Here is an 18,905-nt window from a genome sequence, read left to right as displayed (position 1 = left end):
CGTTAACGCAACTACACCGGGTCTTGGTGGTATGCCGAACTCAGTTCATGCACAGCTTCAATGAAGACTTTGGCATGATCCGGATCCGCATCAAGTGCAATACCATGACCCAGGTTGAAAACATGCCCGGATCCATGTCCATATCGCTTAAGTATATCGGCCACTTCCTGACGAATTCGCTCGGGCGATGCGTATAACATGGATGGATCCATATTTCCCTGCAAGGCCACTTTGTCTCCAATCCGTTGCCTTGCATCGCCAATATCCGTGGTCCAGTCCAAACCTACGGCATCAGCACCTGCTGCAGCTATTCGCTCGAGCCATTGACCACCGTTCTTGGTAAACAAAATAACAGGGATTCGTCGCCCCTCATGCTCACGAGTCAAACCACTGACGATTCGCTGCATGTAGTTGAGTGAAAATTCTTGGTAAGCTTGCGGACTCAATACGCCACCCCAGGTATCAAAGATTTGCACAGCTTGCGCACCTGCAGCGATCTGGGCATTCAAATACGCCGTAACCGTATCCGCCAACTTGGCCAACAATACGTGGGCCGTTTCTGGCTCGGAGAATATCATACGCTTGATCTGTCGAAAGTCTTTGCTCGACCCACCTTCAACCATGTAGGTTGCCAATGTCCAGGGACTTCCCGAAAATCCAATGAGTGGAACCCGACCTGAAAGAGCAGCTCGGATGGTTTTGACCGCATTCATCACATAATCCAGATCCGAGGTCACATCGGGTATGGGTAATGCATCCGCTTCAGCATAAGTACGAACTGTTTTTTTAAAGCGTGGTCCTTCTCCTGTTTCAAAGTAAAGCCCCAATCCCATCGCATCCGGAATCGTCAAAATATCGGAAAAGAGAATTGCAGCATCCAAAGGAAAACGTTCCAAAGGTTGAAGTGTTACTTCACAGGCAAATTCAGGATTCTTGCAAAGGCTCAGGAAATCGCCCGCATTGGCTCTGGAGGCTCTATATTCAGGCAAGTAACGACCGGCTTGGCGCATCATCCAAACAGGCGTCACATCAACAGGCTCTTTTAACAACGCTCGTAAAAAACGATCATTTTTTAAATCAGTCATCAATCAAATACTCTTAAGCCGAAATACAAATAACCAGAAACAAAAAAGGCACGGGACCAACCGTGCCTTTCTTATCATATTGTCGATCAGACTTCGAGATAGTCTAGTATGCCATCCGCTGCTTTACGTCCTTCAGCAATTGCGGTCACAACCAGATCTGAACCTCGAACCATGTCACCACCGGCAAAGATCTTCGGGTTGCCAGTCTGAAATGGATAGCTCTGTTCTTCACGGGCAATTACCCGACCGCCATTATCGATCTCGATTTTCTGCTCATCAAACCACTCGGCAGGCGAGGGTCGGAAACCAAATGCAATCAGCACCGCATCCGCTGGCAGAACCTCTTCACTACCGGGGATAACTTCAGGGCGACGACGGCCATTTTCATCTGGCTCACCCAGCGTTGTCTGTACAACTTTGACGCCCTCGACTTTATCTTCACCAATAATGGCTACAGGCTGCCGATTGAACAGGAATTTAACACCTTCTTCTTTGGCGTTTTCCACTTCTTTTCTTGAACCAGGCATGTTGGCTTCATCACGACGGTAAGCACAGGTAACTGATTTCGCCTGCTGACGAATCGCAGTCCGGTTGCAATCCATTGCGGTGTCACCACCACCCAGAACCACAACTCGCTGGCCTTTCATATCAATGAAATCTTCAGGATTTTTCTCATAATCCAAACGTCGATTTACATTTGAGATTAGATACGGTAACGCATCATATACTCCGGGTAATTCTTCGCCGGGAAAACCACCTTTCATATAGTTATAGGTTCCCATGCCCATGAAGACAGCATCGTATTCTTGCAGCAAAGTCTCGATTGAAACATCCTTGCCGATTTCACAATTGAGCCGGAATTCAATGCCCATACCTTCGAAAACTTCACGTCGACGGGTCATGACGGATTTTTCCAGTTTGAACTCCGGAATTCCGAAGGTCAAAAGCCCACCAATTTCAGGATAGCGGTCATAAACCACGGGCTTAACACCATTGCGAACCAGAACATCCGCACACGCTAGACCAGCGGGTCCAGCACCAATTACTGCAACTTTTTTATCTGTCCATTTCACTTTGGACATATCCGGGCGCCAACCCATTGCCAGGGCGGTATCGGTAATATACTTCTCAGCAGAACCAATGGTCACAGCACCAAAGCCGTCATTCAGCGTACAGGCACCTTCACACAAACGATCTTGTGGGCAAACCCGGCCACAGACTTCCGGTAAACTGTTAGTCTGATGACTAAGCTCGGCAGCAGCCAGGACGTTACCTTCAGAGACCAGCTTTAACCAGTTTGGAATAAAGTTGTGTACCGGACACTTCCACTCACAATAAGGATTTCCACATTCCAGGCACCGATGAGACTGGGAAGCGGCCTCTGTTTCACCAAAATTTTCATAGATTTCAACAAACTGGTGCTTCCGTGTGCTCGCCGCCAGCTTATTTGGATCCTTTCTGCCAACATCAACGAACTGAAAGTCATTTTTCAATCTTTCTTTCATCGCTCTTTAACCTCTGTCTTAACCTTTCAGCCCGTTGTTTACTCTGGACGAGCTCGCGTACTGTCCAACAAGCTCCCAAGACTTGCAGCCTTCGGCTTTACCAGCCAGAAACGCCCTGTGTAATCATCAAAGTTATCCAGGATCTGCTGACCCCACTCACTTCCGGTTTCAGTCACATGCTCTTCAATCACAGATCTCAAATGATTGCGGTACGCTTCCATGGGTTCACTGGATATTCTGTGAATTTCAACCAATTCGTGGTTGTATTTATCTACAAACGTATTTTCCAGATCAAGCACGTAAGCAAAACCGCCAGTCATACCGGCACCGAAGTTGTAACCGGTATTACCCAGAACAGTAATCAGACCACCCGTCATATATTCACAGCAGTGATCGCCAACTCCCTCAACCACGGCATGCACTCCGGAGTTACGAACGCCAAATCGCTCACCCGCCCGGCCAGCCGCGAACAACTTACCACCTGTTGCGCCATAAAGACAGGTATTACCGACTATTGCGGTATCCTGAGAAGCAAAAGAGGAGCACTTTGGCGGTCGTATGGTCAACTTACCACCGGTCATACCCTTTCCGACGTAATCATTGGCATCGCCTTCCAGACTCATGTCCAGACCGCCCGCATTCCAAACGCCGAAACTTTGTCCTGCTGTTCCAGTCAAATTAAACTTGATCGGGGCATCCGCCATCCCCTGGTTACCATGTCGTTTAGCGATTTCACCAGACAAACGTGCACCGATGGAACGATCACAGTTGGTTACAGAGAAATCGAAGCTCCCCCCCGTTTTTCCATCAATGGCCGACAAGGCAGCAGCAACCATTTTTTCTGCCAGCTCTCCTTTGTCGTAAGGATAATTACGCTCGACCTGACAGGTATGAGGTTTATCTTCAGGAACACCTGCATCAGACAAAATCGGTGACAAATCCAGTTTGCGCTGACGCTCAGTATTACCCGGCAATAATTCAAGCAAATCGGTCCGCCCCACAAGATCTTCCATTCTGCTGACGCCCAGTTTGGCCATCCATTCCCGGGTTTCCTCAGCAACAAACTTGAAGAAGTTCATGACCATCTCGACGGTGCCAATAAAATGCTTGTCACGCAGGTAATCATTTTGCGTTGCGACACCTGTTGCACAGTTGTTCAAATGACAAATTCTAAGGTACTTACAGCCAAGTGCGACCATCGGCATGGTTCCAAAGCCAAAGCTTTCAGCCCCTAATATCGCTGCTTTAACAACATCCAGGCCAGTTTTCAAACCACCATCCGTTTGTAAGCGCACTGAGCCCCGCAGCTCATTGCCACGAAGTGTTTGATGCGCCTCGCTCAGACCTAATTCCCAGGGTGAACCAGCATACTTGATTGAAGTCAGAGGACTTGCCGCAGTACCGCCATCGTAACCTGAAATCGTGATCAAGTCGGCATAGGCCTTGGCAACACCCGCTGCAATGGTACCGACGCCAGGTTCAGACACCAGCTTAACAGACACGAGAGCGCCAGGATTCACCTGTTTCAAGTCATAGATTAATTGGGCCAAATCCTCAATGGAGTAAATATCATGATGTGGTGGCGGCGAAATCAATGTCACACCCGGCACGGAGTAACGCAAACGAGCGATCAGATCGTTAACTTTGCCGCCAGGCAATTGACCACCTTCTCCGGGCTTGGCGCCTTGCGCCACCTTGATCTGAATAACATCTGCACTACTGAGATAATGAGGCGTTACACCAAAACGCCCAGAGGCAACCTGTTTAATCTTGGAACGACGTTCAGTACCGTAACGGGCCGGATCTTCACCACCTTCTCCGGAATTTGAACGCCCACCTAAACGGTTCATGGCGATCGCCAGTGCTTCATGAGCTTCAGGAGACAGCGCCCCTAAAGACATTGCTGCAGAATCAAAACGCGGAAAAATATTTTCTACTGGCTCAACTTTCGCGAGATCAATCGGTGTCACATTCTTCGACAACTGGAACAAGTCTCGCAACGTTGTAACCGGACGCTCGTTAACTAACGCAGCATACTCTTTATATGTTCCATACTCACCGGACTTGACCGCTTGTTGAATCGTTCTGACTACATCCGGGTTGTATGCATGGTATTCTGAACCGTGGACGAACTTCAGCAGTCCGCCTTGTTGGATCGACTCACGCTTCTTCCAAGCCTGTTTTGCCAACAATTGTTGATCAGTTTGAAAATCGTAGAAGCCGGCCCCCTGAATTCGGCTGGCCACCCCTCGGAAACACAGATCAACAACTTCTTCCGCAATACCAATCGCTTCAAACAATTGTGCACCTCGGTAAGAGGCAATGGTTGAAATGCCCATTTTGGACAAAATTTTCAACAGCCCTTTATTGATCCCTTTGCGATAATTATTCTTCGCATCGATGGGATCCATAGTCATTTCACCCGTGCGGATCAAATCATTAAGCGCTTGATAAGCGAGATAAGGGTAAACCGCCGTAGCACCGAAGCCGAACAATACAGCAAAGTGATGAGGGTCTCGGGCATAACCTGTCTCAACAACAATATTGGAATCACAACGAAGCCCTTTTTCCACCAAATGATGGTGCACCGCCGCAGTCGCCATAAATGCGTTGATTGGCAATCGGCCTTCTTCCAGCTGCTTATCACTCAAAACGAGGATAACCTTGCCGTTTTGAGCGGCCTTTTCGGCCTGCTCGCAGACACCTTCAATCGCAGCTTTCAATCCAAGCTCGGGAGCAAAGCTCAGGGCGATTGTCTCGACATCAAAATTTTCCTGTCGCGTCAGCTTCATGAATTTAGCTGGAGACAGCACTGGAGTACTCAAAATGATGCGCTTAGCATGCTCCGCAGTCTCTTCGAAAACATTACGCTCCACACCGATACAGGTTTCCAGCGACATTACGATACTTTCACGCAATGGATCTATGGGTGGATTGGTAACCTGCGCAAACTTCTGTCTGAAGTAATCTGCTACCGAGCGAACTCGCGAGGACAAAACAGCCATTGGAGTATCATCCCCCATGGAACCGACAGCTTCCTGACCCGTTTCCGCAAGCGGTCTCAGCACCTGGTCACGCTCTTCAAATGAAACCTGGAACATTTTCATGTGAACATTCAACTCTTCACGTTCCATTAACTGGAACTCAGGCGTTGCCTTGTTCAAGGTCGCTTCAATTCGAATCGCGTTATCACGCAACCACTGCTTATAGGGCTGCGCATTTTTAAGGATACTGTCGACTTCATCCGTATGCATGACCTTACCTGTCGCAGTATCCACGACCAGGATCTGGCCGGGGCCGACTCTTCCTTTCGCTACGACATCTTCCGGCTGATAGCTGTATGTGCCGATTTCGGAAGCCAGCGTAATAAAACCATTTTTGGTGATAACCCAACGGGCTGGACGCAAACCATTGCGGTCAAGCAAACAACAAGCATAACGACCATCGGAAAGAACCACACCCGCCGGACCATCCCATGGCTCCATGTGCATGGAGTTGTACTCATAAAATGCACGCAGGTCTGGATCCATGGTATCTACATTCTGCCATGCAGGCGGAATCATCATCCGAACGGCTCGGAACAAATCGACACCACCCGCGAGTAACACCTCCAGCATATTGTCCATACTGGAAGAGTCTGAACCCGTGCGATTAACCAACGGCTGAATAGCTTGAAGATCGGGTAACTCGGCGCTCTTGAACTTAGACGCTCGTGCTTGAGCCCAGTTTCGGTTCCCTTCAATGGTATTAATTTCGCCATTGTGAGCCAGCAACCGGAAAGGTTGAGCCAGAGGCCAGCGAGGCATAGTGTTCGTTGAAAAACGCTGATGGAATACACAGATCGCCGTTTCCAATTCAGGATCACCCAGATCCAGATAGAAATTTGGCAGATCTTTCGGCATCATCAAGCCTTTGTATGACAGCACTTTCTCGGAAAGACTACAAATATAAAACTCGTCATCACCAGCCAGACTGATTTCAGCATTACGGCGAGCCAAAAAGAGCTTGATACCGAACTCCCGTTCGGTGAGCTGCGCTCCCGTCACGAAAACCTGTTCAATTTTTGGCAAACAGTCCAAGGCCATACGCCCCAGACAAGAGGTATCCATAGGCACTTCGCGCCAGCCGACAACGTTCAAACCTTCCGCTGTGAGAGCATGAGTCATACTCGCTCTCGCCGCGTCTGCTTTTTTAGCGTCGGTGTTCAGAAATGTCATACCAACACCGTATCGCTCTCCCAAGTCAGCCTGGAACAGGTCTTTAGCAACTTTTCTCAGGAATGTATCTGGCTTTTGAATAAGCAAGCCACAGCCGTCGCCGGTCTTACCGTCAGCGGCAATACCACCACGGTGAGTCATGCATGTAAGCGACTCGATTGCCGTTTGCAATAAGTTGTGACTCGCCTCTCCCTCCATATGAGCGATCAGGCCGAATCCACAGTTATCCCTAAACTCACCCGGACGATACAAACCTGTTTTCATAAGTCTTCTCTCAAATTTTCTATAAGTATCAGGCACTTAAGCTGCTGCGCTAAAATAAAAGCACCTGACCAGCAAAATAAGGGCCGGATATTTTACACAACGATGGCCTCCGCCACAAACTTTGTCGGCGAAACTTTGCACTAAAAGCTACCAACAATGTTAAAATAAAACTTTTTAATCCATATAATACAATAACATACACACAGCAAAGCCCATTTACAACAACTGGATAAATATTGGTGACCAACACAGAGATAGTGCATTTTTTGCTCAAATTCTGGTGCACTTTGCTCCAGATCGCAACCAAAATACGAACGTTTCTAAACAGAATACTTGAATAGACCAGAATGCCCTGATCAGGGCACAACACCTACTGTTACCGAATCGCAGAGACTTTACGTATCCAGGGCTTTTGTTTGACAATAGCGGCTGGCATCTTACTTACCGCATCACGCGCATCTGACCGATTTGCAAAACCTTCGGTCAAAACGATAAACCAAGGCTTCCCCTTTAGTGAACTTTCAATGTACACGAACTGCAACGCATTATATTGCGTCACAAACTTTATTGCAGTGGCCTCATTATAACTTCCTAACAATTGCACGATGTAACCCTGCTCAGGCAGCTCTTTGACCCAGCCATCCCCTCGGTAGTACTGGGAGCGCCCCTCAACCGCGGGGTCTGATTTTCTTTCGCGACTAGGAGGTGCATTCACCATTTTCTGTGCACCATTATCTTGCCTCAATGCGCTTTCTTTCTTCGGCCTACTTTCCTGGCTAGGCTTATCATCTAGACCGGACATATCATCTAGATCGGACACAGTATTCTGCTTGAGCAATTTATCAGACTGAACCTTCGCAATAACGGGAGCAGCCTTTGCGGGCCCAGATTTCCCCGAAGCACCCTCAATGTCAGCCCCCTGACTCGATGATATCTCAGGAGAGCCAGCATTGTTACCTTCTGTAGATGTAGAGGAAATTGAAGAAGCAACGGCCTGCACAGGCACAATTGGAAGACCTCCTCCATCCAGCACTTCTGCTTTCACCTCAAGATTAGACTTTTCCTGTCGACTGCCTGAAACAGAGGATTCAATTTTCTCAAGCCTTTTTTGAATTTCAAGAACCGCTTCTTTCCCACTTAGGGACTCCCCTTCATACTCAGCACCTGATCCATCAGGCTTTATACCTGTTCCAGGGGATTCTGAATACATCGATTGCACCAGCGCAATTGAGAATGCAAGAACTGCTCCTACCGTAACCAGAGTATGATAAAAATATCGGTATCCGGTAATATCGAGCAACATCTGAACTCGATTACGGGATACACTTTTGTCTGCATCGCCCAACAATACACCAGCAGCAATTTGTGCTATCCGTCTCGGGTTACCTTTGCCGAGCAAAAATAATTGATCCGACAAACCACTTGAGAACTTTAGATCCTTCTGAGCGCCCGCCATAATCATACGGCTTCGAACATATTCAATCGACTCAGCCTTGTTAAATGGCAACAATTCAACCTGATGAATTAGCGCTTCAACCGGGGACGAAGACTGCACACGATTTGCCAATGCTGTCAATTCGGGCAAAGCAGAGAACAGCAGAACTACCCCCGACTCCTCCGGTGGATTTGCGAGCGCGCGAGACAACAATAATCGAAATGCCTCTTCAGAGAGGTCATGGGCATCATCAACCAAAATGAGCAATCTTGGCTCAAATAACATGCGTCTTTTACATGCAGCAAAAAATATATCCAGGCGATCTTCTGGCGTTTCCGAAGCCCCTACCGCTAGAAAATCCTCATCTTTGAGATCAACCATCGACAGCAGTCTATCGACTAACTGAGCCTCCCCCATCATTAACGCAGAATCAAGCACACACATTCGTAATGCTTCACCTACATCCAACCTGAATCGCTGCAATAGAGTAGACTTACCAATACCCCGCTCGCCAGTGACCATAAGGACCATATTGCCAAAATGAGCAAAATGAACCAATGCGTTAACACAAGACTCATGTGCAGGCGTTGAGTAATAAAATCCAGAAAGCAAAGAAAATGGGTCGGCCCTTAATCGATAACGGCTTTGTAGGTTCTCACTCAGGCTTTCCGACAAAATCGCCTCCATTCGCAAGCAGGGCCTAATGCTAGGAAGATATCATTTTCAGGAGGAAGGCGTGCATTCAATCAGGGTTTGATCCAGAGCTGTAGGGGGGTAGTCTGATACCATATCAGCCTCGCCAAGCCCCTTTAACAACACCAAACGAATCAATCCATCGATGTTTTTCTTGTCAACTGCCATTTTCAGTCGATAGCTCTCCACCGACATACCTGCAGGCCCTGATCCCGGCAATTTAGCTCTCAGTATCAGCGATTTGACCATATCAAATTGCGCCTGATCCAACCACCCCAAACGGCGCGACATTGCGGCTGCCATGATCATCCCGGCACCAACAGCCTCACCGTGTAACCAGTTTCCGTAGCCACAATGAGATTCGATTGCATGACCAAATGTATGCCCTAAATTCAGTATGGCGCGAATACCCGCCTCTTTCTCATCCAGCCCTACAATTTCAGCTTTACATTGACAGGATTTCTCTATGGCGTAACTAATAGCACTCTCATCAAGCTTCAACAGATCTTCGACATTGCCATCGAGCCAGGACAAAAATGCGGTGTCACGAATTAATCCATATTTGATCACTTCAGCAATACCTGCTGAAAGCTCTCGTTCAGGTAATGTTTTTAACGTATCGGTGTCAATCACGACCACATTCGGCTGATGAAATGCACCAATCATATTTTTCCCCGCAGGATGATTGACTCCGGTTTTTCCACCCACAGATGAGTCAACCTGAGACAGCAACGTCGTGGGCACCTGAATAAAGTCTACACCACGCTGGTAACAGGCAGCCGCAAACCCGGTCATGTCTCCAATCACCCCCCCACCAAGAGCCACAAGCGTGGTTCTTCTACTGTGGCGACAGGTCAATAATTGGGAGAATATTTCATTGATGGTATCCAGGTTTTTATACGCCTCACCATCTGGCAAGATTACTTGGTTTACACGAAGCCCAGCCAGTGTCGCCTTCAACGGCTCCAAATATAAAGGCGCTACAGTCTCATTTGTGACAATCATCACTTCCCCCTGAATATGGGGGGTGAATAACTTCGCGTCATGCAAAATTCCGGATCCAATATGAATAGGGTAACTTCTATCCCCCAGATCAACCTGTAGCGTTCTCATCTCACATTTCCCTTACCAGCAACCTAAAACAATGACTTAATTTCTACTTCTGAAAACCACTTCTATCTTTCAATTAACGCTCACAGCTGAGCCAATTTACTCACGATATATTTAACAACTGACTTGGGATTCTTTTTATCCGTTTTAACAACGATATCCGCAAGATGCGAGTATATCGGATCACGCTTTTCAAATAGCGCAGATAAAACCGCCAAAGGATTATCCGTCTGCAACAATGGCCTGTTTTTGTCCCGAAAAGTCCGCTCATACTGCTGCGCCACTGAAGTTTTCAGGTACACAACAATACCTTTCTCTTTCAGATTTAATTGGTTATCCGGATCCAAAACGGCCCCGCCACCGGTCGCAATCACCAAGCCGGACTGCTCCCCAAGCTCCTGGATAACGGCCTTTTCCCGACCTCTAAATCCAGCTTCCCCCTCGACGTCAAATATCCAGGGTATGTCTGCCCCACAACGCTGCTCGATTACCTTATCGGAATCTGTAAACTGAAACCCCAATTCTTTCGCCAATAGCTTCCCGATTGTGGTTTTACCAGCCCCCATAGGGCCAACTAATACAACATTTTTATCGGGGCTTTTATTCAGCTTTTTTTTAAGAAACATAATAAAGTGCAATATCAGATACGTAAGCGCGAGAGCATAGCATAGTTTTCTTGAGATCGTGCAGAGGAAGACAGACAAAAAAGCCGCCCATGAAATTCATGGGCGGCTTGAATATCCACTCTTTGTAGGTTTGCTAGTGTGTACAACTCAAGACATTTGACAATGCCTTGAGTTCGAATTCCTCTAAGCTACTGATCTGTCAACCCACCTTTCAACAACTTGGGGGTAATAAAAATCAACAATTCTCCGCGCTCATCAATCTCTTCCGTTTTCTTAAACAAGGAACCAATATATGGGAGATCACCTAAAAACGGTGTTTTTGTCACCGTTGTTGAGGTTTCCGCCTGAAATATACCTCCCAAGACTATCGTTTCACCATTACCAACCAGTACTTGCGTTTCAATCTCATTCGTATCAATGCTCGGAATTCCGCCGGTTACCTCCCCCCGAGCATCCTGATTAATCTTTAGATCCATAATAATTTTATCATCAGGTGTAATTTGGGGAGTCACCTCCAGAGATAATGCGGCCTCTTTGAACGATACTGAAGTAGCACCACTGGAAGACGCCTCCTGATATGGGATTTGTTCACCCGATTTTATTATGGCCTTTTTTCGATCAGCAGTTACTATTTTTGGCTGTGCGACTATCTCTCCCTTCCCATCCGTTTCGAACGCTGAAAGCTCCATATCAATGAGCATATTGTCATTGCCATACCCCAATGCAATTGAAGACGTATTTACCCGGGTAACCCCCAAATCAACTGCCAATGCATCTGGAAACGTAATTGTATTAGAATTGCCGGCAGCAACTTCTGTCAACTCCGACAATGTTGAAGACGACCCACCAACACGATAAAGGCTGTCTCCTTTTTGTGTCAAATACCCCCCACCCCATTGAATCCCCAAGTCTTGAGTGAGGTTGCTACGAGCTCTTACAATTCGAGCTTCTATTAACACCTGTCGCACGGGCACATCCCACTTTGCAACCAATCTGCGAATTTGATCTAGTTTGTCAGAGGTTTCTCGAACACTCACACTATTGGTTCGAGTGTCTGAAGAAATAAATCCTCGATCAGAAATCAACTCCTTATCCGCACGTAGTAACCTTACAATGTCTGCAGCTTTAGCGTAGTTCACCTGAACAATTTCCAAACGAACTGGTGCCAACTCTTTGACCTGCTTGGACGTTTCCAACTCAAGCTTCTCACGGGCAGCAATTTCAGCAGCCGGCGCCACCAATAGCACGTTGCCAACTTTACGCTTGTCTAATCCTTTGGTTTTCAAAACCAATTCCAGGGCTTGATCCCACGGTACATTTTGCAGTCTAAGGGTAATTTTTCCAGAAACAGTATCGCTTGCAACGAGATTCAAACCTGTAAAGTCAGCTATTAACTGCAGCACTGCTCGAACATCAATATCTTGAAAATTCAATGATAATTTTTCACCGGAGTAAGGGAATTTCTCTTTCCTGCGCTGCTCCACCTCTTCAGATGTCAGGGCTTCGACACTGACTGTGAACTGATTGTCTGCTTGATAAGCCAGAAAATCATAATTTCCCTCAGGACGGATCAAAATCACTGCATTTCCCTCTTCACTCAGCGCATCAATTCGCGTAACTGCCGTGGCGAAGTCAGTCACATCAAAGCGCCTTTTCAATTCCGCTGGCAACGCTACACCTTTGAATTCGAGACGGATATTTCCTGCTTGTTCCGACATATCCACATCAACACTGGCCGTATTCAAAGACAAGACAACCTGGCCATCCCCTTTCTCACCCCGCTTGAAATCTATACTTTCGAGGGCAGGCTCCTGATTGGCTTGAGCAACCGCAGACGTACTGACAAATACCCCGGGCTGCTGACCCGATACCGAGGATGCCCCCTCCGCATGCTCTCCCGAAGACGGAGACATTAAACTACCAGACCCAACAACAACAACAAGTTCATTGCCGTGCCTAACGGACGAATAAGGCACTAACTCGACCAAGTTTATAATAACCCGCACCCTGTCCTTTGCCTCTATAACGGTTAGACTTTGTGCATTTCCGACTCCCAGATTATGATACTTGCTCTTCAGTGCGCTCGATACATCCGGAATATCGAGAGCAATTCGGGCAGGCCTTTCGATAGTGTATCCTTTAGGCATAGGAGGCGTTTGATCGAATGAAAACCTGATTTCAGTTTTATCTCCCGGCAGTGATGCAAAGCTGACATCATTTAATGTCGCACCAACCACGCTCAAAGGAAAAAATAAAACTGCTATCAAGCTCGTCCACACTGCATTTTTAGCATTAAAAAACATTTTAGACACCAGCCCATATTGCAGATAGTTGTTTAGTATCAATCTCATAAATTTTACCCCCTTACCCCTCACCAGACTCAATCAGAGCCAAGGTGCGCGGCCTCTCAAGCCAGCCTCCACGACCATTAGGGACAATCTCGACCAACTGCATACCAGCATCATCTACCCGTATCACCCTGCCGTGATTTTTCCCCATGTACTGGCCCTCTTGCACACGATGAATCCCCCCCTCATCATCCTGAATTAACGCGAACAAAGGACCACTATCAGCGCGCTTCAGGGTTCCGACCAGCTTGAGAGAAGCAATCGCATAATTCTCCAGCAATTCTTTTGGCCGATCCAGATCAGGCGTGACAGTTGAATTTTCCTGCAACTGCCTTTCCAACAGCTGGATATCGACCGGAACACTGAAAGGAGCTCTGCGATTAGCTGCACTATATGTAAATGCCTCATATGCTTCAAACACAGGGAGTTGTTCGATCTTCCCTCTGGGTTTCGATTGCATCTCAGCCATAAATTGATCAATATCTGAAAAGCCCCGCCCTGCACTGCACCCCTGTAACGCCAACATTACCAGTGGCAATACAATGGCTAGTTCATGTCTCACCATCCTATTCACCCTCCCGACTTATATCGGTACGTTTTGGCTACAATCGACATATTCAGCACCTCACCGTTCGACGTTTTTGGTGGTTCGATGGATAAATCATGCAATGTCACTATTCTCGGAAGTCCAGCAACACCACTAACAAAGGAGGCCAAATCGTGATAGGTGCCCTGTAACTCGATTTTGATGGGTAACTCAACATAAAACTCCCTTTTCTTTTCAGCCTGAAGATCTATTGCCTTAATCTCGAGGCCACTCCCCACACCAGTATTTGTAATATCCTCAAGCAACCCAGGAACCTCTGTATCCGTCGGGAGTTGCTTCAACAGAGCACCGAAAGACGCCTCCATTTCAGCCATTTGTTTTCGGTAAGCATCCAAATTAGCGGCCTTGAATGCCTTCTTCTCATACTCTGTCCTCAGTTCTGACTCCTCGATCTCCACTCTGTCTAGCTGCTCATACTGATCTTGAACGAGAAAATAGTAAGAACCACCGATCACCAAAACAAAAACCAAAACGAAGACAATAACTTTGATCAGAAAAGGCCAAGAACCTGCATTATTAAAATCCAGGTCATTTATATCGAACCCCTTCAACCCCTCTAGAGAATCGGCCAAACTCATTTTTTCTTACCTCCCTCATCTTCCTCATCAGGTGTAACCTGAGCGACACTCAACTCAAACTGATTACTATCCTGACGATCCTTCATCGCGGCCACTCGGTTTAAATTTGGATTCGCAAACCAATTCGACCCGTCCAAGGATCGCATTAATGCAGAAACTCTGTTGTTGGACTCTGCGACACCTTTGATGGAGAGTCGGTCTCCAACTTTAGACAAAGAAGTAAAATAAACACCATCTGGGAGCGTTTTTACCAGCTCATCAAACACCCGAACGATAACCGGCCGCTTTCCCTGCAAATCCTGAATAACTTTCATCCTTGCAAGCAACTCAGCCTTCTTCTTTTTCAGCTCATTGATCTCTTTTATCTTCGCATCTAGCGCTTTGGTTGCGGATTGTATGTACACATTTCGGGATTTTTGATATTCAATCTGTCCATCCACAAAGCTTGTCCAACCAAATGCCAAACCTCCAGCGATAATGAAAACCACAGCCAAGACGCTAACAAACTGCCGTTGACGTTCGGCCCGGAGTTCTTCACGCCAGGGCCTTAAATTTATCCTAGCCATATCAATCAAAACTCCTCATTGCCAACCCACAAGCGATCATCAAAGAAGGTGCGTCGTTGCTTAACGCAGAAGCATTAACTTTCGAACTCAATGCCATGTCAGCAAAAGGGTTGGCGACGAGAGTCGGCGTCGCAACTTTCTCCTGAACTAGTTCAGCAATTCCCGAGATGGATGCAGTCCCTCCGGCCAAAATCACATAATCGACTTCGTTATACTGACTGGAGGAGAAAAAGAACTGAAGCGATCGAGCAACCTGTTGAACAACAGCTTCTTTAAAGGGTTGCAAGACTTCGTCTTCATAGTCGTCAGGCAGCCCGCCTTGTTTTTTAGCCAGTCCAGCCTCTTCCTGAGACAGACCATAACGGCGTTGAATTTCTTCTGTCAGTTGCTTGCCGCCAAACAATTGCTCGCGCGTATAAATCGTTTGACCATCGACCAACACGCTCAGCGTTGTCATTGTTGCCCCGATATCGACGATGGCAACCGTTTGCTCCTCCGCCCCCGCATCCAGATGAGGCTCGATCAAACCAAAAGCCCGCTCCATCGCATAAGCTTCCACATCGACAATGCGAGTCGTCAACCCGGCTATTTCCAAGGCGTCCTCTCGCAACTCAACATTCTCACGCCGACACGCCGCCAGCAAAACATCAACCTGCTCGGGATTCTGATCCGACTCACCCTGAACTTCGAAATCAATTGCTACTTCGTCGAGTGGGTAAGGGATATATTGATCCGCTTCGACAGATATCTGGCTTTCCATCTCCTGATCATTCAATCCACCGGCCATCTGGATTGTTTTCGTAATTACGGCAGACCCTGCAACAGCGACAGCAGAAAACTTATTATTAGTCCTGGCTTTCGCCACCACTTTTCTGATAGCCTCACCTACAAGTTCGATATCGCTGATATTTTTCTCGACAACAGCGTTAGGCGGGAGGGGTTCAACGGCGTAACTTTCGACTTTGCAACGACCACCGCTTTTACTGAGCTCCAATAACTTCACGGACGTGGAGCTGATATCAATTCCCAATAGGACTGAGTTTTTGCTTCCAAATAAACCAAACACACGGAGACCCTGTACGTAAGTTTACGGCTAAGTAACTCATCTGCAGCGATATTACACTGTGAACCAGTTCTTTTAACTTATGTTAAAAAGCGCAGATAACCATCTAATCATCAAAGAAAAATTTTCTATAATGTTCGCGTTTTAAGGCGATTTCCTAAATAATAGACCCATATTTTTTAGTTGTCAGGAAAAAGATGAGCTATTTTGTGAGCTTTTCCCGTTTTTTGTTGTGGAGCATTTTGGCCGCATTTGCCGGCCTCGGCACTTTGGCAGCAGCCCTCTATTTATACCTCACACCAGGACTACCGGATGCTGAACAACTGAAACATACCCAGTTGCAGGTTCCTTTGCGAGTCTACACATCGGATCAGAAACTCGTTGCCGAATACGGCGAAAAGAGACGCACCCCCATACACATCGAAAACGTACCTGAACAATTTAAAAACGCATTTATCGCCGCCGAAGACAACCAGTTTTATGAGCATCAAGGTGTTAGCATTAAGGGGTTGATTAGAGCCTCGCTTGAGCTCGTGAGCACCGGGAGCATTCAATCCGGTGGCAGCACGATCACGATGCAGGTCGCCAAGAACTTTTTCCTTTCTCGGGAACGAACATTCACACGGAAATTCAATGAAATTTTGCTCGCACTCCAGATTGAACAAGAGTTAACCAAAGACGAAATATTGGAGCTCTATTTCAATAAAATCTACTTTGGCAACAGAGCTTATGGCATTGAGGCGGCAGCCCAGGCCTATTACGGAAAGAGCATCCAGGAGCTTACGCTTGGACAAATGGCTATGATTGCCGGACTGCCAAAAGCCCCATCGAGCTACAACCCTTTGGCAAACGCCTCAAGAGCCCTAATTCGTCGAGACTGGATATTGGGTAGAATGCACAAACTTCACTTCATCAGCTCTGAAGACTATAACGAAGCGATCAAGCAGCCGATAACAGCGAGCTATCATGGTGCAACTCCAGAAGTCGAAGCGCCATATCTCGCAGAGATGGCTCGCAAATACATGACCGACTCGTATGGTGAAGCCGCATATGAAGACGGCTACAAAGTAACCTTGACAGTGAACAGCACGTTGCAACAAGCGGCACAATCCGCAGTGCGCGCAGGCCTGGAAAGCTATGACCGCCGCCACGGCTACAGGGGCCCCATTGCAACGATCAATGAGATAGAAACCAAAAGCACATCAGCCATTCTAAGCAACCTCAATACCATCCCGACAATTGAAGCCCTGATTCCCGGAGCAGTTCTTAAGGTCAGTGATGATATCGCAGAGATTCTGCTCAAAAATAGTCAGACAGGCATCATCAAAATAGCAGAGAGCAAGTGGGCATCCCCCTATCTTTCTGTAAACTCAAAAGGGGCAACACCCAACACCATTACCGATATAGTCAAACCGGGCGATGTTATCTACACTCAGATCAGCCCGGAACAGACCGAAGAAAATAATAACGATGAAACAAAAACCGCAATATACCTGAAACTGGCCCAGCTTCCGCAAGCACAAAGTGCACTGATCTCCATTCGTCCATTCGATGGAGCAGTACAGGCACTGGTTGGCGGGTACAGCTTCTACCAGAGCAAATACAATCGAGCGACTCAGGCCAAGCGACAACCTGGCTCTAACTTTAAACCATTTATCTATCTATCTGCTCTCGAAAATGGTGCAACAGCCGCGACTCTCATAAACGACGCCCCTATCGTATTTGACGACGATAAATTGGAGTCTATTTGGCGCCCTGAAAACTCCAGCGGTAAGTTTTTAGGCGAGACCCGCCTTCGTAAAGCGCTTTATCAATCGAAAAATCTGGTAAGCATTCGGCTTTTGCAAGATCTCGGGATTAAAACAGCGCTATCGTATGTAGCCCGATTTGGTTTCGACACCAACGCACTGCCACATGATCTTTCTCTCGCCCTGGGCAGCGGCACACTGACACCTTGGGATATTGCCTCGGGGTATGCCATCCTTGCAAACGGAGGCTATAAGGTAAAACCCTATTTTATCGACAGAATCGAAAATGCGAACGAAGAGATTCTTTTTGAATCCACACCCGAACTGGCATGCATGCCATGCACTCCCGAAAAGCTCGCGCCCTATTCTTTGCTGCACAAGTTTACACCAACGCCAGAGGCCTTTTCGCTTGCTCTATCAAGCCCGGAAGTAGAAGACAACACCACTCCGGCTCAAGAGATAATTCCTACGACCTCACAATCAATACATGAGAGTGAGATACAAACTCCAATGTACGATATTCCAAGCGCGCAACGCATCACAGACCCAAGAGCGACCTACATCCTCCATGACATCATGAAAGACGTCATAACAAGAGGTACGGGGCGCAGAGCATTGACGCTGAAAAGATCAGATATCGCGGGCAAAACTGGAACAACTAACGATCAAAAAGATGCTTGGTTCTCAGGTTTTAATACCGAACTGGCTACGTCCGTCTGGGTTGGGTTCGATCAACCCGAAACACTGGGAAGAAGAGAATATGGCGCGGCAGCAGCACTTCCCATCTGGATAGATTACATGCGCATCGCACTTGCAGGCACACAAGAGCACCACCTGAGCCAGCCCCACGGATTATCGACAGTACGAATCAACCCCAAGACAGGCAAACGTGCACAGGCCAATGACACAAACGCAATCTTTGAGATATTTCGAACCGAAAATACCCCCGAGCTCGATTCAACTAAACCTATCCCTTCTCACCAGGAAGGCGAAAATACGATAGAAATCACACCCGAAGAAATTTTCTGAAAAGTCGACCACTCGGCCACCGAAACACACA

12 protein-coding genes are annotated in these 18,905 nt (G+C 47.3%); 1 reads left to right on the top strand and 11 read right to left on the bottom strand.

Annotated features, from left to right (window positions below; all coding sequences use genetic code 11):
- Positions 1 to 11: 11 nt before the first annotated feature.
- From hemE to OLMES_RS03840, 11 genes are all read right to left on the bottom strand, one after another.
- Positions 12 to 1,085, bottom strand: coding sequence for a uroporphyrinogen decarboxylase (hemE, locus tag OLMES_RS03895; protein WP_087460049.1), 1,074 nt, complete (start codon positions 1,083 to 1,085; stop codon positions 12 to 14).
- Positions 1,086 to 1,171: 86 nt separating this feature from the next.
- Positions 1,172 to 2,590: an FAD-dependent oxidoreductase gene (locus OLMES_RS03890; protein ID WP_087460048.1), complete on the bottom strand. Its 1,419-nt coding sequence runs from the start codon at positions 2,588 to 2,590 to the stop codon at positions 1,172 to 1,174.
- A 38-nt stretch (positions 2,591 to 2,628) separates the two neighbouring features.
- Positions 2,629 to 7,071: a glutamate synthase large subunit gene (gltB, locus tag OLMES_RS03885; RefSeq protein WP_087460047.1), complete on the bottom strand. Its 4,443-nt coding sequence runs from the start codon at positions 7,069 to 7,071 to the stop codon at positions 2,629 to 2,631.
- 376 nt (positions 7,072 to 7,447) lie between these two features.
- Complete coding sequence (locus OLMES_RS03875) at positions 7,448 to 9,181, bottom strand: AAA family ATPase (RefSeq protein WP_198343209.1); 1,734 nt, start codon at positions 9,179 to 9,181, stop codon at positions 7,448 to 7,450.
- A gap of 48 nt (positions 9,182 to 9,229) precedes the next feature.
- On the bottom strand, positions 9,230 to 10,312 hold the full coding sequence (aroB, locus tag OLMES_RS03870) for a 3-dehydroquinate synthase (RefSeq protein ID WP_087460044.1): 1,083 nt from the start codon (positions 10,310 to 10,312) through the stop codon (positions 9,230 to 9,232).
- 80 nt (positions 10,313 to 10,392) lie between these two features.
- Positions 10,393 to 10,935: a shikimate kinase AroK gene (aroK, locus tag OLMES_RS03865; protein WP_087460043.1), complete on the bottom strand. Its 543-nt coding sequence runs from the start codon at positions 10,933 to 10,935 to the stop codon at positions 10,393 to 10,395.
- 188 nt (positions 10,936 to 11,123) lie between these two features.
- Positions 11,124 to 13,286, bottom strand: coding sequence for a type IV pilus secretin PilQ (gene pilQ / locus OLMES_RS03860; protein WP_232465254.1), 2,163 nt, complete (start codon positions 13,284 to 13,286; stop codon positions 11,124 to 11,126).
- A gap of 13 nt (positions 13,287 to 13,299) precedes the next feature.
- Entirely contained in the window at positions 13,300 to 13,848 is a 549-nt protein-coding gene (locus OLMES_RS03855; protein WP_087460042.1) for a pilus assembly protein PilP, read from the bottom strand.
- 5 nt (positions 13,849 to 13,853) lie between these two features.
- Complete coding sequence (locus OLMES_RS03850; RefSeq protein ID WP_087460041.1) at positions 13,854 to 14,468, bottom strand: type IV pilus inner membrane component PilO; 615 nt, start codon at positions 14,466 to 14,468, stop codon at positions 13,854 to 13,856.
- Entirely contained in the window at positions 14,465 to 15,034 is a 570-nt protein-coding gene (locus OLMES_RS03845) for a PilN domain-containing protein (protein WP_087460040.1), read from the bottom strand. The genes OLMES_RS03850 and OLMES_RS03845 overlap by 4 nt, the downstream gene beginning before the upstream one ends.
- 1 nt (position 15,035) lies before the next feature.
- Entirely contained in the window at positions 15,036 to 16,100 is a 1,065-nt protein-coding gene (locus OLMES_RS03840) for a pilus assembly protein PilM (RefSeq protein ID WP_087460039.1), read from the bottom strand.
- A gap of 194 nt (positions 16,101 to 16,294) precedes the next feature.
- Between OLMES_RS03840 and OLMES_RS03835 the strand changes: the two genes are divergently transcribed.
- Positions 16,295 to 18,874 carry a penicillin-binding protein 1A gene (locus OLMES_RS03835; protein ID WP_087460038.1) on the top strand — a complete coding sequence of 860 codons (2,580 nt, stop codon included), beginning with the start codon at positions 16,295 to 16,297 and terminating at the stop codon, positions 18,872 to 18,874.
- Positions 18,875 to 18,905: the final 31 nt, after the last annotated feature.

Origin of the sequence: Oleiphilus messinensis (assembly GCF_002162375.1) — a bacterium.
GTDB lineage: Bacteria > Pseudomonadota > Gammaproteobacteria > Pseudomonadales > Oleiphilaceae > Oleiphilus > Oleiphilus messinensis.
This window is presented reverse-complemented; position numbering and strand designations above follow the sequence as displayed.

Coding starts and splice junctions, on each gene's coding strand:
- OLMES_RS03855 (WP_087460042.1), bottom strand. CDS start 13,848: ATGGTGAGACATGAACTAGCCATTGTATTGCCACTGGTAATGTTGGCG.
- hemE (WP_087460049.1), bottom strand. CDS start 1,085: ATGACTGATTTAAAAAATGATCGTTTTTTACGAGCGTTGTTAAAAGAG.
- gltB (WP_087460047.1), bottom strand. CDS start 7,071: ATGAAAACAGGTTTGTATCGTCCGGGTGAGTTTAGGGATAACTGTGGA.
- OLMES_RS03845 (WP_087460040.1), bottom strand. CDS start 15,034: ATGGCTAGGATAAATTTAAGGCCCTGGCGTGAAGAACTCCGGGCCGAA.
- OLMES_RS03890 (WP_087460048.1), bottom strand. CDS start 2,590: ATGAAAGAAAGATTGAAAAATGACTTTCAGTTCGTTGATGTTGGCAGA.
- OLMES_RS03835 (WP_087460038.1), top strand. CDS start 16,295: ATGAGCTATTTTGTGAGCTTTTCCCGTTTTTTGTTGTGGAGCATTTTG.
- pilQ (WP_232465254.1), bottom strand. CDS start 13,286: ATGAGATTGATACTAAACAACTATCTGCAATATGGGCTGGTGTCTAAA.
- aroB (WP_087460044.1), bottom strand. CDS start 10,312: ATGAGAACGCTACAGGTTGATCTGGGGGATAGAAGTTACCCTATTCAT.
- OLMES_RS03850 (WP_087460041.1), bottom strand. CDS start 14,468: ATGAGTTTGGCCGATTCTCTAGAGGGGTTGAAGGGGTTCGATATAAAT.
- aroK (WP_087460043.1), bottom strand. CDS start 10,935: ATGTTTCTTAAAAAAAAGCTGAATAAAAGCCCCGATAAAAATGTTGTA.